Genomic DNA, 15,186 nt, shown 5'->3' with positions numbered 1-15,186 from the left:
AACTCCACCGATCGACGGGCGCGAACTGCTCGGCAAGGACGACTCGCCGACCACGCCGAGCACCTGCCCGGCGTCTAGGTCAAAGTCGAGCCGATCCACGGCACCCGCAGCACCGGTCGTGTCCTCGATGTCCGGCATCGACACATCCCGAACCGAGGTGGAGTTCCGGTCGGTGACCGGCTCCAGCTCGCAACGGTGCAACCGGGGCGCGGGGAGTCAGCGGGAAATCAACGGCCTTGGAGGGACTTGACGTTGTCGCCGAAGGTCCAGCCCTTAGAGCCGTCCCAGTTGACCGACCACGTCATGAGCCCCTTCAGCGAACCACCGAAGGCGTTCCACGACTGGCCGACCAGGCTCGGCGCCATGTAGCCACCACCCGCGCCGGGCTGGGCCGGCAGGCCGGGCACCTGCTTGTCGTAGGGCACCTTGATGGTGGTGCCCTGGATGGTCAGGCCGTTGTTCAGGCACGTGGTCTGCGCGGTGAAGCCCTGGACGGTACCGGCCTGGTAGGAGTCGCCGGAGCAGCCGTACATGCTGCCGTTGTAGTACTGCATGTTCAGCCACCACAGGCGGCCGTTGTCGGCGTACTTCTTGATGATCGGGAGGTAGGCCCCCCAGATCGACCCGTAGGTGACGCTTCCGCCGGTGACGTACGCGGTTTCGGGGGCCATCGTCAGGCCGAAGCCTGCGGGCATCTGGGCCAGCACGCCGTCGATGATGCGCTCCAGGTTGGCCTGGGAGGCGGACAGCGTGTTGATGTTGCCGCTTCCGGACAGGCCGGTCTCGATGTCGATGTCGATTCCGTCGAAGTTGTACTTCTTGAGGATCGGGACGACGGTCGCCACGAACCGGTCGGCGACCGTACTGGAGCTCAGGTCGATGCCTGCGGCGGCACCGCCGATCGACATCAGGACCGTCGCCCCGGCCGCCTTGGCCTGGCACATCTCGGCGGGGGTCGAGACCTTGACGTTGGTGTCCATGCCGTCCTGCCACAGGACGGTGCCGTCCGAGAGGATCACCGGGAAAGCGGCGTTGATGACGATGTAGCCGTGCGCGGCGATCCGACTGTCCGTGATGGGGACCCAGCCCATGCCGGGGTGGACTCCGTTCGCGGCACCGTCCCAATTCTCCCAGTATCCCTGCAGGACCTTGCCCGACGGCTTGGGCTTCGTGGGGCAGGTGTCGCCCGACGGGCTGGTGCTCGGCGAGGCACTGGTCGGCGGACTGGTGCTCGGCGAAGCGCTGGTCGAGGAGCTGGCGGTCGGCGAGGCAGTGGCCGACGGGCTGACGGTCGGCGAGGGGCTGCTGCCACCGGGGCCGGTGAGCGACACGTCGTCCGCGTAGTACGCGGGCTGCCCGTACCAGCCGTGCACGTAGACGGTGACCGAGGTGGTGTTCGCCCCGGTGGTGAAGCCGACGCTGAGCTGGCCGTACGACGAGCTGTTCGGCGTCCAGGTGGACGGGGCACTGGTGAGGCCGGCGCCGGTGGCGCCCAGGTAGACGTAGCTGCCTTGGACGTAGGCGCTCAGCGTGTACTGGGAGTTGGGCTGCACGCTGATGGTCTGCGTGCACTGGGCGTTGTCCTGGCCGGTCGGCGTGGCCTTGAGCGCGGACGCGCCGGAGTGGACCGGACTGCTGACGACCGCGCCGGAGCCGCTGGAGCAGGCCCAGTCGGAGAGTCCGTTCTCGAATCCGGAGTTGGCCACCAGGTTGGGGGTGGCAGCCCCCGCCGTGACGGAGCCGGCCACGGCGATGCCGGCACCGATGACGGCGGCGGCGCTCACCCCGGCGAGGGAACGCCTCAGGACGGTCGGTCGGTGCTTGGCGCGGCTGGTCCGGTTCACCTGTAATGCGCGGTCCACGGCCGCCCTCTGCGGGCGAGGAGCTGGGACCGGCTCGCTCCCCGCCTGGTCGCCTTCGAGGCGGCCGTGATCCGCACAAGGGCGGAATGCGCCCGACAGACGTGGAGTACGCGACCTCCGACGGAACATACTGTGCTCCCTTCCCGCCGAGCGCCATGGACATGACCGACGCGTGGGGGCGTGACGCTCGGCTCCGGGTGAGGTGGGGACATGTGGGGCTGTGCCGCACCGGATCGTAGGAGGGGCGACACGGCTCGTCAATAGGTCTGGACCAATAGCAACGTTGGTCTGCGGCGAGTGCTCAGCTGGGTCACCCTCCGGGGTGGCCACTGGCGATTCTCCGGAGTCGCCGTCAGTCACCCACAAGAGCCGGACGAGTCGGAGCAGCACCCCCTCGACGAGCAACAACCTCAGCCGTTGTCAGGCCCGCCGGACGCACCTTCGTCGCTATGAGCGGCAGGTTGATCGGCCCGGCCAGTCGGGGCCGACGACGTTCTTGAGTCTCACTCCTCACGTCATGGTGCCGTCGCCTCTGTCGGCGCGTCAGACAGCAGGCTTCCGGACGGAGGCCGGCTTGGTGGTCAGAAGTGCCGTGATCTCATCGGCAAGGTGCGGGCCGAGCTCGCCCCAGCCGTCCTTGTAGCCGTAGACGCCGGCCAGGGTGCGGGCCTCGTAGTCGCCGTTCATGATCTCGATGTCGTTGGCCGTGATGAGTGCCGGGTGGGCGACGCCGACGGCCGCCGAGATCTTGATCAGCTCCGTGCGCAGGGTGCGCAGGTAGGCAGCGGCCCGGGTGGCCTTCGAGGCCGGGTCGAGGCCGCGGGCCAGCCACGGGTTCTGGGTTGCGATGCCGGTGGGGCACTTGTCGGTGTGGCACTTCTGCGCCTGGATGCATCCGATCGACAGCATCGCCTCACGGGCCACGTTGATCATGTCGGCACCCAGGGCGAAGGCGACCGCGGCGTTCTCGGGCAAGCCGAGCTTGCCGGAGCCGATGAAGGTCAGGTCGTCGGTCAGCCCCAGCTCCGCGAAGGTGCCGTAGACCCGGGAGAAGCCCATCCGGAAGGGCAGCGACACCGAGTCGGCGAAGATCCGCGGCGCTGCCCCGGTGCCGCCCTCGCCGCCGTCGACAGTCACGAAGTCGACTCCACGGTCACCACGCACCATCAGCGTGGCCAGCTCCTGCCAGAAGCCCATCTCTCCGACCGCACTCTTGACCCCGACCGGCAGACCGGTCTCGGTGGCGAGCAACTCGACGAAGTCGAGCATCGAGTCCACGTCGCTGAACGCGGTGTGCCGCGACGGGGAGGCGCAGTCCTTGCCGACCGGGATGCCCCGAATCCCGGCGATCTCCGAGGTCACCTTCGCGCCCGGCAGCATCCCGCCCAACCCGGGCTTGGCGCCCTGGGAGAGCTTGATCTCTATCGCCTTGACCGGAGCACTGGCGACGACGTCCTTGAGCCTGTCAAGGTTGAAACTGCCGTCCTCGTTGCGGCAGCCGAAGTACGCCGTACCGAGCTGAAGGACGAGGTCACCGCCGTTCCGGTGGTACGGCGAGAGGCCGCCCTCACCCGTGTTGTGCATCGTGCCGGCCAGCGCCGCCCCCTTGTTGAGCGCCGTGATGGCCGCGCCGGAGAGCGATCCGAAGCTCATCGCCGAGATGTTCACCACGCTCGTCGGCCGGAACGCCTTGGCGCGCCCGCGCGGCCCGCCCAGCACCTTGGCCGAGGGCAGCGGAGCCTGCGGATCGTGCGCGTCGGGCAGAGTGCCGGCGAACGTGCGCTGCTTCAGATAGGCGTGCCCCTGTACGTGCTCGACGTCGACCTCGGTCCCGAACCCGAAGTAGTTGTTCTCCTCCTTCGCCGACGCATAGATCCAAGTGCGCTGGTCACGACTGAACGGGCGCTCCTCCTCGTTGGAGGTCACGATGTACTGCCGCAGCTCCGGCCCGATCGTCTCCAACAGGTACCGGGCGTGCCCGATCACCGGGAAGTTCCGCAGCAGTGCGTGCCTCTTCTGCATGAGGTCGCGGGCAGCCAGAAGCGCCACCGCTGTTGCGGCGGCCGCGCCGATCTTCCGGGCTTGCATGGACGTTCCTCCTCGATGCACGGCTCCATCGCGATGCGGCGGAGTCGTTGTGTCCTGTTGGGTGTTGGACGGCGGGCACCCGGCCGGGTAGGCAGCAGCGTCCGTCGAAGAATCCGAAATGATGTTAAGAGGCCACGCGCACAGGACTGCGGTCAGGGGCTGGTCAAGGGTTCGGCTTCGCGCCAACGGGGGCGATGGTGCGGAACGCCCGTGCACAGCGACAGGCAGCCGGCTGCCCGGCCATGGGGAAGCCGTCGACGGGGACGACAAGCGAATGCCCCTGCCGACGGCGCGGCGGACTCGGGTGCCGACCGGCTACGCCGCATGGGGCGATGGACCGTTGCATCGGACGGTGCAGGCCGGGCCGGTGTTCCTGGCCGACTCCCCCTGCCGACCCGCGGGGCAGCCCCGCTCGCGCCCATCCGGGCGGACGGCGATGATGAGTGGATGCCACGGGATCTCGTTTTGGTGGGCGCGCCGACCAGCGCGGGCAGCTACGCACCCGGCCAGGAGGCCGCACCACGCGTGTTGCGCGAGCTGGGCCTGATCGATCGCCTGAGAGCGGCGGGCCGCCGGGTACGGGATGCAGGGGACGGGCCGCTGCACGTGTGGGCCCCAGACCCGCAGCACCCGCGGGCCCAGAACCTCGCGGCAGTGGTCCAGGCCGTCAAGGCGGTCGCCGACCACGTCGCCGGAGCGCTGGAGGAGGACGCGGACGTCCTGGTCATTGGCGGGAACTGCACCGTCGCACTGGGTGTGATGGCAGCTCTCACGGCAGGCGACCCGGACGCCGGCCTGCTCTACATCGACCGGCACTTCGATCTCAACACACCCGAGAGCACCTGCGATGGCGCCCTCGACTGGATGGGGCTCGCCCACGGACTGGACCTGCCCGGAGCCGCGGAGCCGCTGGCGGCCGCCTTCGCCCGCCGCCCGCTGCTCACCCCGGACCGGCTCCACCTCCTCGGCATCGACCCCGAGGCCGCCACCTCCTGGGAACGCGAGCAGGCAAGTCGACTGGGCCTGCGATGGGGCTCGCACATCGATCTCGCCACCACGCCGGGAACCGAGGTGGCACGGGCCCTCAGTACGCTCCCGGCCGGTCCCCTGGCCGTGCACCTCGATGTCGACGTCCTGGACTTCACCGACGCGCCTCTCGCCGAAAGCACGGACGGCCGCAACAGCGGCCCCACTCTCGACGCCGTGTCCGAGGCGCTGGACACCGCCTGCCGGGACCCGCGCTTCCGAGCACTCTCGATCTGCGAGCTCAACCCTTCCCGCGCCGCCGGACACCCCGCCGTCCTCCACCGGTTCATTGCGAGCCTTCAACACGCCCTGCGCGCAACCCCGTGAACTGCGTACCGGACCTCGGGTACCTCCTCCGAACCCTCGCCGCCCCTCCGGAGGGTGGCTGACCGTCAAGTCGGCGCCCTCGACATCGGCACCCGGGGCAAACCAGGTCGTCTGCCAGAGCGCCCTCTTCACCGTCGGTCCGGCAACGCACAGCCGCCTCAGCACCTGCTACTTCACCCTCCGGTTCCTGGCATCGCCCTCGGCTCCTTTACCGGCTCCTCGCCCGGGAGGACGGCGGCCGGCCCGCCGTAGCCGGCCTCGATGGGTCACCTTCACCAGGCGCCTCAGCGGGCGTCGCTTCAGCGCACCCGTCGGCTCAGGCCGTTTGTGTCCTCAGCGGTGTTCGGGGTTCTCGAAGTCGAAGCGGCAGCCGGCGTCCCATTCGGAACGCTGGTTGCCGTGGGCGGGGATGCCGCCGGCGTCCTTGAGCATCCTCGCCAGGTGGAGCTGGTTCCAAGTCATGAAGGTGGTGTTGCGGTTGGTGAGGTCGTTCTCCGGGCCGCCCGATTTCCTGCCACAACACTCAAGAGCGACCGGGAGCGCGAGGTTCGGGCGACCTCCGTGCTGCTGCCGGTCATGGCGCAGGTGCCGGAATTCGGCCGCAGGCTGACCGCCCCGTTCGGAGCACCGGCCGGGCGGATGGAGACGTTCACCGACGTCTCGCTCCCCCACGGCGAGTCCCCTGAGCGGCCCGACGGGGTCGTTCGGATCGAACGTGCCGGGTGGCTGTGGACGGCCTGGTGGAGAGCAAGACCAACGGCAATCCACTGAAGGCCGAACAGGTCCAGGATTACATGGACATCGCGGCCCGACGTGGATACGAGGCGGTGATCACGCTGTCCAACGACGTGGCCCTGGAGGGCAGCCCGCTCGTCCCGGTCAAGATCGATGGGCGCCGAAAGCACAAAGTGACGCTCTGGCACCTGTCGTGGGCCGAAGTCTCCTACCAGGCGGATGTGCTGATCCGTCACGAGGGCGTCGGCAACCCGGCCCACGCCTGGTTGCTGCAGGAACTCCTGCATTACCTCCAGCACGAGAACTCCGGCTGCCACGGCTTCCAGAACATGGGGCCAGCCTGGGTCCCGGTGCGAAACGGCATCGAGGACGAGACCCTTTGCCAGGGGGACGCGCGCGCCACCCAGGTCATCGAGAGCTGGGAGCGGCTGATTCGGCAGGTCTGCCTCCAGCTCGGAGGCGAACTGGGTACGAAGGTCCTGCCCGTTCAACGGGCGCGCCGCGGCGACGATCCGCAGGCGCGGCGCGCCGCACTCGCCGACCATCTGTGCGAGAGCGGCCGCCTGAGCGCTGAGATCAGGGTTGATGAGACCCTCGGAAACATCGCGATCGACGCCGACCTCCGCGTCTGAAAACTGCGGACCTCCATCGCGATCCCGGCTCCAGAGCAGGGATATCCGCTGAGCTGGGTCAAGCGCCTGGTCCGGCAACTCGCCGAGGCACCGGCGGACCTGCACATCGAGACCCTGACGGACGGCTCCGGCCTCGGCCCGCGGGGAACCTTGGAGAGGCTCCGCCCCGAGCCGGGCGACCTGCTGCCGAAGGATGCTTCCAAGATCACTGGCTTCCGGCTGTCCCTGTCCAAGAGCGTGGGAAGCACCCGCGGCAACGCCGAGTCCAGCTTCATCCGCAGTGTCGACGCCGTAGAGCGATTCCACCACGGTGTGGTCGCATGTCTCGATCATCGCTCGATCCGCCGACCGCAGTCGGCCGGCGTGGCGGCAGCCGCAGTGCGCTGACAGCAGCGGAGCGGGCGTGGCGGCCTTGCGGCAACGCCCGGTGCCTTTGAGGGCGCTGAGGCCTTCCCCGGCACACCCCGGTGCGGCAGCCGGTATCGGACGACCCTCCCAGCTCGAGGCCGCGGACTGGACGGCAGGACCTGCCGGCCACCGGCCACCGGCCCAGCCTCCGGAGCTCTCCCCGACCCGTCCGGTCATCCGCCTGACTCCGCCCGGCGCATGGTGATGTGCGTGACGCCGCTGGGGGTGGTCACGGACTCGATCCCGAAACGCTTATCAACACCTTCGAGGCCGTCCCACAGCCGCACGCCCCGGCCCAGGACCATGGGGACGACGACGATGTGCAGATGGTCGATCAGGTCCGCGGCCAGGAACTCCCGGACGGTGCTCGGCCCGCCGCCGATCCGCACGTCCAGGCCGCCCGCGGCCTCACGCGCCTGACGGAGCGCCTCCTCGGGCGTGGCGTCGATGAAGTGGAAGGTGGTACCCCCTTCCATCTCGACCGAGGGGCGAGGGTAGTGGGTCAGGACGAACACCGGCGTGTGGAACGGCGGATTGGGCCCCCACCACCCGGTCCACTCATGGTTCTCCCACGGGCCGCGCTGGGGCCCGAACTTGTTCCGCCCCATGATCTCCGCGCCGATGCCTGTAGCCCAGGTGTTCGCCACCGCGTCGTCGACCCCGGCGCCGCCCCCGCTCTCCCCGCGCATCTCATGGAAACTCCGCGTCTGGAAGAACCACTCGTGCAGTCGCCCGCCCGCATGCCCGAACGGCGCGTCGAGACTCTGCCCTTCACCGGTCGCGAAGCCGTCCAGGGATACCGAGAAGTTGTGCACTCTCACACGCGACATGACGCGCCCTCCTACTGCCTCGCACCCATGTGAACCGACAGACCCCACCCATCGAAGCCCTTCGCACCGATGCCGTCACGCACCATCACCCACTAGTGGTCATGTCAGGACCCATGGTGACCCCGCGGCCCGAGGCCGCTTCCGGCGTTCGAGCTGCGGCCGATCAGCATCAGCGCTGCGTCGGCCGGTGCCAGATCCTTCAACGGCGACGTGAGACGTTCGGCAGCCAGAGCGGGACACCTCCCAGGTGGGCTCGAACATCGCCCGTAGGTGCCGCTGGATGCGCTCGACCATCCACTCGCCGAAGCCGAAGACCCGCACCTCCATGCTGGGGCCGACGGCGGTGAGCGCCTCCTCTCAGGCCGCGGCGCGCAGTCCGTGCTCGACGCCCTTGCGCCACACCGCCGTGAAGCCGTTCGCCTGACGGTTGCGCAGGTACTGGTTGACCGCTCCGGGCACCAGCAGGACCGGCACGGCCCACCACACGTACTGCGCCAGCACCGCACAGGCGCCGGCCAGGCCGAGGAGCGAGGCGCGGCGGCGCAGGCGTCCCAGGGCGCCGTCGGCCGGGGTGCGCTCGGTCCAGTTGGCCGGTTGGGCGCGGGCGCGGCGGATCAGCTGCTGCACCTCCGGCGTCTCGAGCGCCTCGATCGTGGGGCCCGCCGTGGTGAGCCCCAGGACCCTCGCGGTGCGCCCCGTCGATGCGGAGGGCGGCGAGCTGCCCCAGCGGGGCCGTCAGCGCCTCGATCACGTGCCCGAGCAACAGGACGGAACCGAAGGCGACGAGGGGCGCGAGGGCGGCGTCGAACAGGTCCGCACCTGGACGGCTCTGCACCCTGGCCACCAGGGCCGCGGTGGCCAGCGCGGTGGCAGCCGGCAGCGCCGCCTGAACGAGAAGGAGCCCGACCAGGGCGGCCAGGAGCGGTGGTCGCGCGTCCTGCAGCGGGCGCAGCAGCAGGGTCAGGTGATCCACCCTCGACCGAACGGCACTGTCGAAGCGCTTCGACCCGAACATTCGGCAAATCTGTCAGGTCTTCTGATCTCATGTCAACTCATAATCCCTGCTTGTGAGTTACGTTGAAATTCATCGAATCAGCATCGAATATCCGATGACTCGAAGCTGGGCGAGCAGAACTCCCTTCACTTCGAATCTTTCGAGTAGCATTCCGACTACGATGGGTCGTAGGGCCGCCCTCGCCACCCCGTCGGGAGCCAGGGCGGGATCTGCTCCGGCCCGTCGGCGGTCTAGCATCCAGTCCGTACGGTGCGGTCGCATCCCTGCCGTACTGCCATCCACGCCCAGCAGGGGCATTGCAGGAGGACCTCGTGACCAGAGCGGCGACACTCGCCGAGATCGCGCAGGAGGCAGGGGTTTCCGCGCCGACTGTTTCGAAAGTCCTGAACGGGCGCGCCGATGTCGCTCCCGCCACCCGCGAGCGGGTGGAGGAGCTTCTCCAACGCCACGGCTACCGGCGGCGCGGAGGCCGCCAGGTGAGCCCCCTGCTGGAGCTGGTCTTCCACCAGCTGGAGAGCGCGTGGGCGATGGAGGTGATCCGCGGCGTCGAGAACGCGGTGCGCGAGGAGGGGTTGAGCATCGTGCTCTCCGAATCCGCCGGACGCCTCAGCCCCGGTCAGTCCTGGATGGACGGCGTGCTCGCCCGCCGCCCGACCGGCGTGGTGCTGGTGCTGTCCGATCTGGACCGCGCGCTGGGCGAGCAGCTGACCAGCCGGAACATCCCGTTCGTGGTGCTGGACCCGGCCGGCGACCCGGGCCGGGGGATACCCGCTGTCGGCACCACCAACTGGGACGGCGGTCTGGCCGCCACCCGGCACCTGCTCGACCTCGGCCACCGGCGGATCGGCCTGATCGGCGGCCCCGCCCGGATGATGTGCAGCCGCGCCAGGGCCGACGGCTACCGCGCGGCGCTCGACATGGCGGGCATCCCGTACGCGAGCGAGCTGGTCAAGGAGGGCGACTTCCAGCACGAGTCCGGACGGCGGCTCGGTATGGAGCTGCTGGGCTTGGCCGACCGGCCGACCGCCGTGTTCGCCGGGAACGACCTGCAGGCGTTCGGGCTGTACGAGGCCGCCCGCGAGCTGGGGCTGCGCATTCCGGAGGACCTCAGCGTGGTGGGCTTCGACGACCTCCCGCCGGCCCGCTGGGTGGGCCCACCCCTGACCACCGTCCGTCAGCCACTGACCGAGATGGCCGAGGTGGCGACCCGTCTGGTGATCGACCTGGCCCGCGGGGTGCAGCCCGGGACTGTACGAGTGGACCTCGCCACCACCCTGGTCGAGCGCGGCAGCACCGCCCCGCCGCGAAGGGGTTGACGGAGCCTCGGACTCCCCGACCGAGTGCGGAGCAATGCGGGTGCCGGGGAGCCGCCCCCGGCACAGCGTGGCGACGGCGCCCGCCCACCCGGTGGCGGTGCGCAAGGCTGCAACCCCGGCTCCCTGGGCGACCCCGGAGTGTCGCAGCACGGCAGCCACTGGATCTGGGCCCGCCCGCATGGGGCCAAGCTCGCCGAACCGGCGGCAGCGGCCGACCGCGGCGCGCTGACCGTGGAGGTCGCCCGGACCTTTCCCCTGGAGCAGACGGGCGAGGCCTTCGACGCAAGCCGCACCGCCCACACCCGCGGGAAGCTGGTCATCGTGCCGTGATGTCCTGGCCGCTCGTCGCACGGAGCGCACGCAGCGGGAGCCGGACCCAGCCTGAAGCCAGGCGCCGGAATCACGTTCCGGGGCGCACGGCTGCCCGGAAGAGCCCGTGGAGACGGCCGGCGAGCAGGACGCACCCACTGCCGTGGTCGTGGTCGACCCGGACAGCGTGGTGAGCGGTTGGAGCGAGGGGGCCGGCTGTTGCTGGGCCGGGCGGCGGCGGAGACCATCGGCCGCCCCGTGAGCGACCTCGCCCTCGGTCCCCCGCCCGGTTTCGCCGGGAGCGGCGGCACCGACCTCACCGGTTTGGTCGCCTTGCGCCACCGGGACGGCTCAACGGTGAACGCCGTGGTGACGGCGCATCCCCTGGACGGCGACGACGGCCGGCGGCTGGGCCGCATCCCCTCCTCGGCTGCGGACCGCAGTACGCACACGGGGCGGGGCGGGTGCCTCCGGAGCGGCGCCGGACCGAGCCCCGGCCGGGCGGGTGCTTCCCGAGGACCCACGTCCGGCCGTCGCCGTTGCACGGCCGGGTCACCACCGTGGTGCCGTCGGCCGTCCCGACTACGCGTCGTCAGGCGGAGTGGAAGTCCGCGTGCAGGCGCCGGGTGTGGTCCAGAACGCGGACCGGCCCGTCCAGCCGGACGGTGGCGGTGAGCCGGAGGTCGGTGCTGGAGGCGGCGAGGCGCAGCTCCAGCTCCCCCGGCTCCACGATGCGCCGGCCGTCGCGCCCGGTGAAGGACGCGAGGTCGGCCGGGACGCTGACCCGGACGCGGGTCTCCTCGCCCGCGTCGAGGGTGATCCGCCGGTAGCCGATCAGCCGCTGCACCGGCTGGACCACGCTGGCGACGGGGTCGTGCAGGTAGAGCTGGACGGTCTCGCTGCCGCTGCGGTCACCGGTGTTGCGCAGGGTGAACGCGAGGTCGACCGCCCCGTCGGTCGTGGCGTCGGCCCGCTCCACCGCCAGGTCGGTCCAGGCGAAGGTCGTGTAACCGATGCCGTGCCCGAATCCGAACGCAGGGGTGGGGTCGGTGCTGGACACCTCGCTGGGTCCGGCCAGGCGGGCGGCGAGGTAGGTGGAGGGCTGCACGCCCGGCCGGGCCGGGATGCTGACGGGCAGCCGGCCCGAGGGGTTGGTCCGGCCGCTGAGCACGGCGGCGACGGCCTCCGTCCCGGCCTCGCCGGGGAAGAAGGTCTGCACGAGGGCCGCCGCCTCGGTCACCGCGCGCCCCAGGGCGTAGGGCCGGCCGGCCAGTAGTACCGGGACGACCGGCTTGCCGGTGTCCAGCAGGGCGTCGAGCAACTGCCGCTGCACGCCGGGCAGTTCGAGGGTCTCGACATCGCAGCCCTCGCCGCTAGTACCGCGCCCGAACAGGCCGGCCCGGTCGCCGAGGGCGACGATCACGACGTCGGCCTGCCGGGCCGCCTCGACGGCCTCGGGGAAGCCGGACGTGTCGAGCCCGTCGACGCTCGCCCCGGTGGCGGTCCGGATCTCGCTGTAGGGGAACTCGGCCGCCAGCGCATGGCGCAGGGTGGGCAGTTCGATGCCGACCGGTACCTCGGGGTGCTGGCTGCCGACGTGCACGGGGAAGGCATAGCAGCCCAGCACCGAGGTCGGGGTGTCGGCGTTGGGGCCGATCAGCGCGATCCGGCGGGGGCCGCGCAGCGGCAGGGTACCGTCGTTGCGCAGCAGCACCACGGCCCGCTCGGCGATCTCCCGGGCCAGGGCGCGGTTCTCCGGGCGGTCCAGGTCGACCGAGCCGCGCAGCTCGCGCGGGTCGTCGAGGCGGCGGCCGGCGAGTGCCGCCGGGACGGCGTCCCAGTCCGGGTCCAGCAGGCCGAGCTGGGCCTTCTGCGCCAGGACCCGGCGCAGCGCCCGGTCCACCAGCGCCTCGGGCACGGTCCCGTCCTCGACGGCGCGCAGCAGCGGCTCCCCGAAGGTCTTGACCGTCGGCAGCTCCACGTCCACGCCGCTGGCCAGGGCGAGGGCGGCGGCCTCGGCCCAGTCACCGGCGACACCGTGCAGCACCTTGAGGAAGGCGATGCCGAAGTAGTCGGCCACCACCGTCCCCTCGAAGCCCCAGGTGTCGCGCAGCAGCCCGGTCAGCAGGGCCTCGTCGGCGGCCGAGGGGATGCCGTCGGTGTCGGTGTAGGCGTGCATGACCGAACGGGGCCGGGCTTCCCGGACCGCCATTTCGAAGGGCGGCAGGATCACGTCGGCGCGCTCGCGCCCGCCCATGCCGACGGGCGCGAGGTTGCGTCCGGCGCGCGAGGCGGAATAGCCGGCGAAGTGCTTGAGCGTGGCGACGATGCCCGCGGACTCCAGGCCCTGCACGTAAGCGGTGGCCACCGTGCCGACCAGGTAGGGGTCTTCGCCGATGGTCTCCTCCACCCGCCCCCAGCGGGCGTCGCGGACGACGTCGAGGACCGGGGCGAGGCCCTGGTGGACGCCGACCGCGCGCATGTCGCGGCCGATGGCCTCGGCCATCCGCCGGATCAGGCCCGGGTCGAAGGTGGCACCCCAGGAGAGCGGCACCGGGTAGGCGGTGGCGCCCCAGGCGGCGAAGCCGGCCAGGCACTCCTCGTGCGCGAGGGCGGGAATGCCGAACCGGTTGGCGGAGGCGATGCGCTGCTGGCTGCGGGCCAGCGAGAGCGCGCCCAGCGCCGGGTCGACCGGCACCGTGCCGAAGGACCGGGTGAGCTGGCCCAGCCCGGACGGGAGCAGCTCGTCGAGATCGGGCGGCTCCTCCATGTCGTGCTGGTGCGGGGCGACGTCGCCGCCTTCGTCGGAGGCGCCGACCCAGACGCCGACGAGCTGGGCCAGCTTCTCCGGCAGCGTCATCTCGGCGATCAGCGAGTCCGCGCGCTCCTCGGGGCTGAGCGCGCGGTCGCGCCAACGGGCGATCGGGGCAGCGGACGGGACGGCCTGGTACATGTTGCCGGTCACTTTCCTCCGACGCCCATGAGGCCCTGGACCAGGGCACGTCGGGCGAACAGGTAGACGATGAAGATGGGGAGCATCGACAGCACGACGGCGCTGAGCAGGCCGGGCACGTCGACGCCGTGCTCGGTCTGGAAGTTGTACAGGCCGAGGGTGATGACCTTGGTGCTCTCCGACTGGGTGAGGATCAGCGGGAACAGGAAGCCGTTCCACGCCTGCAGCGCGGCGAAGACCACGACGGACGACAGGCCGCCCTTGGACAGCGGCAGCACCAGCTGCCAGAACACCCGCCACGGGGTGGCGCCGTCCATGGCCATGGCCTCGTAGAGCTCGCCGGTGATGTCGCGCATGGCGCCGGTGAGGACCAGCGTGCACACCGGCAGGCAGAACGCCGCGGTGGGCAGGATGACGCCGAGCAGGTTGTCGTAGAGGCCGGCCTTGCTGATGACGTAGAACATCGGCACGATCACGGCCTGCGCCGGAATCGCCAGCCCCAGCAGGAACATCCGGAACACCGTGCCGATGGTCCTGCCCCGGGCGCGCACGATCGCGTAGGCGAGCGGTGGCACGACGAGCAGCACGATCGCGACCACGCTCACGGTGACGAGGAGCGTGTTCAGGAAGTCCTGGCCGAAACCGTTGGAGAAGTCGTCCAGGTAGTTCTGCAGGGTCAGCTGCGAGGGGAAGGTGAGCGGCCCCTGAGAGGAGTAGTTGGACCGGGTCCGGAACGTCGAGATCAGCAGGACGTACAGCGGGAAGCCGACCAGGGCCAGCCAGACCAGCGAGCCGAGCCCGGCGAGGTGGTTGGGACGCCGTCGCATCACAGTCCCTCCGTGGTGCTGCGCATCTTGTCGTAGCCGGACAGGCGCACGACGGCGAGCGAGATCAGGGTGGCGACCACCACGAGGACCAGGGCGATGGCCGAGCCCGCGCCGAAGTCGAAGCTCTTGAAGGCCTGTTGGTACATGTAGAAGGCACTGTTGGTGGTGTCGGTGCCGGGGCCGCCCTGGGTGAGGATGAGGACGGTGTCGAAGGTGGTGAGGCCGCCGACCAGCATCAGGATGACCGAGGTGATCATGGTGTTGCGCAGCTGCGGCAGGGTGATGTGGAAGAACTGCCGCACCTTGCCCGCGCCGTCGATCGACGCGGCCTGGTAGAGCACCTGCGGGATGGCCCGGGCGCCGCCCTGGTAGAGCAGGGCGTGCATGGGCGTCCACTGCCACAGGCCGACGAAGGTCAGCACCCCGACGGCGCTGCTCTGACTGCCCATCAGGTTGCCGTCACCGAACAGCCACTCCAGCTGGGAGGGCACGCCGAAGTTGGGGTCGAGGATGGCGCGCCAGACCACCGAGATCGCGGTCGCGGACAGCAGCAGCGGGATGAAGAAGATCGCGGACAGCACGGCGCGGTTGCGCTGGCGACCGGCCGCCCACACACCCAGCAGGATGCTCACCGGGGTCTGCACGACCACGCCGGCCACGGTCAGCACCAGGGTCAGCCAGACGCTCTGCGTCATCACCGGGTCGTGCAGCAGCTTGGTCCAGTTGGCGAGGCCGTTGAACCGGGGGGCGTCGACGCCGTTCCAGCTGGTGAAGGAGAGCACCGCCACCAGCACCAGCGGCAGAAACGCGAACATCAGGAAGAACACGGTCGCGGGCACTGCCCAGGCAAGGCCCGGG

General features: G+C 70.6%; 11 protein-coding genes and 3 pseudogenes. 5 read left to right on the top strand and 9 right to left on the bottom strand.

Features of this window, described 5'->3' with window-relative positions; genetic code table 11:
• Positions 1–227: 227 nt before the first annotated feature.
• From FB465_RS33295 to FB465_RS33290, 3 genes and pseudogenes are all read right to left on the bottom strand, one after another.
• A complete protein-coding gene (locus FB465_RS33295; RefSeq protein WP_246193378.1) occupies positions 228–1,331 on the bottom strand; it encodes a chitinase in 1,104 nt (367 codons plus the stop codon).
• A 90-nt stretch (positions 1,332–1,421) separates the two neighbouring features.
• Positions 1,422–1,991, bottom strand: a pseudogene (locus FB465_RS37275) (carbohydrate binding domain-containing protein); the annotation flags it as partial.
• 414 nt (positions 1,992–2,405) lie between these two features.
• Positions 2,406–3,950, bottom strand: a complete 1,545-nt coding sequence (locus FB465_RS33290; RefSeq protein ID WP_145796574.1) for an FMN-binding glutamate synthase family protein — start codon at positions 3,948–3,950, stop codon at positions 2,406–2,408.
• 447 nt (positions 3,951–4,397) lie between these two features.
• Here FB465_RS33290 and FB465_RS33285 point away from each other — a divergent pair, with 447 nt between their 5' ends.
• Positions 4,398–5,303: an arginase family protein gene (locus FB465_RS33285; protein WP_170290749.1), complete on the top strand. Its 906-nt coding sequence runs from the start codon at positions 4,398–4,400 to the stop codon at positions 5,301–5,303.
• Positions 5,304–5,636: 333 nt separating this feature from the next.
• Here FB465_RS33285 and FB465_RS33280 read toward each other — a convergent pair.
• Positions 5,637–5,810 (bottom strand): annotated as a pseudogene (locus FB465_RS33280) (flavodoxin family protein); the annotation flags it as partial.
• Between FB465_RS33280 and FB465_RS33275 the strand changes: the two are divergent.
• Positions 5,802–7,057 (top strand): annotated as a pseudogene (locus FB465_RS33275) (hypothetical protein); the annotation flags it as partial. The pseudogenes FB465_RS33280 and FB465_RS33275 overlap by 9 nt on opposite strands.
• Positions 7,058–7,251: 194 nt before the next feature.
• Here the strand turns inward: FB465_RS33275 and FB465_RS33270 are convergent.
• Positions 7,252–7,908 (bottom strand): dihydrofolate reductase family protein, encoded by a 657-nt coding sequence (locus FB465_RS33270; protein ID WP_145796572.1) that lies wholly within the window; start codon positions 7,906–7,908, stop codon positions 7,252–7,254.
• 357 nt (positions 7,909–8,265) lie between these two features.
• Entirely contained in the window at positions 8,266–8,535 is a 270-nt protein-coding gene (locus FB465_RS33265) for a hypothetical protein (RefSeq protein WP_145796571.1), read from the bottom strand.
• Between the two features lie 61 nt (positions 8,536–8,596).
• Here FB465_RS33265 and FB465_RS33260 point away from each other — a divergent pair, with 61 nt between their 5' ends.
• The 3 genes from FB465_RS33260 (at position 8,597) to FB465_RS37270 (ending at position 10,569) form a co-directional block, all read left to right on the top strand.
• A complete protein-coding gene (locus tag FB465_RS33260; RefSeq protein ID WP_145796569.1) occupies positions 8,597–8,989 on the top strand; it encodes a hypothetical protein in 393 nt (130 codons plus the stop codon).
• Positions 8,990–9,234: 245 nt separating this feature from the next.
• Entirely contained in the window at positions 9,235–10,239 is a 1,005-nt protein-coding gene (locus FB465_RS33255) for a LacI family DNA-binding transcriptional regulator (protein ID WP_246193030.1), read from the top strand.
• Positions 10,240–10,377: 138 nt separating this feature from the next.
• Positions 10,378–10,569, top strand: a complete 192-nt coding sequence (locus FB465_RS37270; RefSeq protein WP_246193029.1) for a zinc-binding dehydrogenase — start codon at positions 10,378–10,380, stop codon at positions 10,567–10,569.
• A 571-nt stretch (positions 10,570–11,140) separates the two neighbouring features.
• Here the strand turns inward: FB465_RS37270 and FB465_RS33245 are convergent.
• The 3 genes from FB465_RS33245 to FB465_RS33235 are packed head-to-tail and all read right to left on the bottom strand — an operon-like array spanning position 11,141 to position 15,143.
• Positions 11,141–13,513: a beta-xylosidase/alpha-l-arabinosidase gene (locus FB465_RS33245; protein WP_425461230.1), complete on the bottom strand. Its 2,373-nt coding sequence runs from the start codon at positions 13,511–13,513 to the stop codon at positions 11,141–11,143.
• Entirely contained in the window at positions 13,510–14,328 is an 819-nt protein-coding gene (locus FB465_RS33240) for a carbohydrate ABC transporter permease (protein ID WP_145796564.1), read from the bottom strand. Before FB465_RS33240 ends, FB465_RS33245 begins: the two co-directional genes overlap by 4 nt.
• Positions 14,328–15,143 carry a carbohydrate ABC transporter permease gene (locus tag FB465_RS33235; RefSeq protein ID WP_246193377.1) on the bottom strand — a complete coding sequence of 272 codons (816 nt, stop codon included), beginning with the start codon at positions 15,141–15,143 and terminating at the stop codon, positions 14,328–14,330. The genes FB465_RS33240 and FB465_RS33235 overlap by 1 nt, the downstream gene beginning before the upstream one ends.
• Positions 15,144–15,186 lie beyond the last annotated feature (43 nt).

Source organism: Kitasatospora atroaurantiaca (assembly GCF_007828955.1).
Lineage (GTDB): Bacteria > Actinomycetota > Actinomycetes > Streptomycetales > Streptomycetaceae > Kitasatospora > Kitasatospora atroaurantiaca.
Note: the sequence above shows the minus strand (reverse complement) of the source record. Positions and strands in the feature narration are given on the sequence as shown.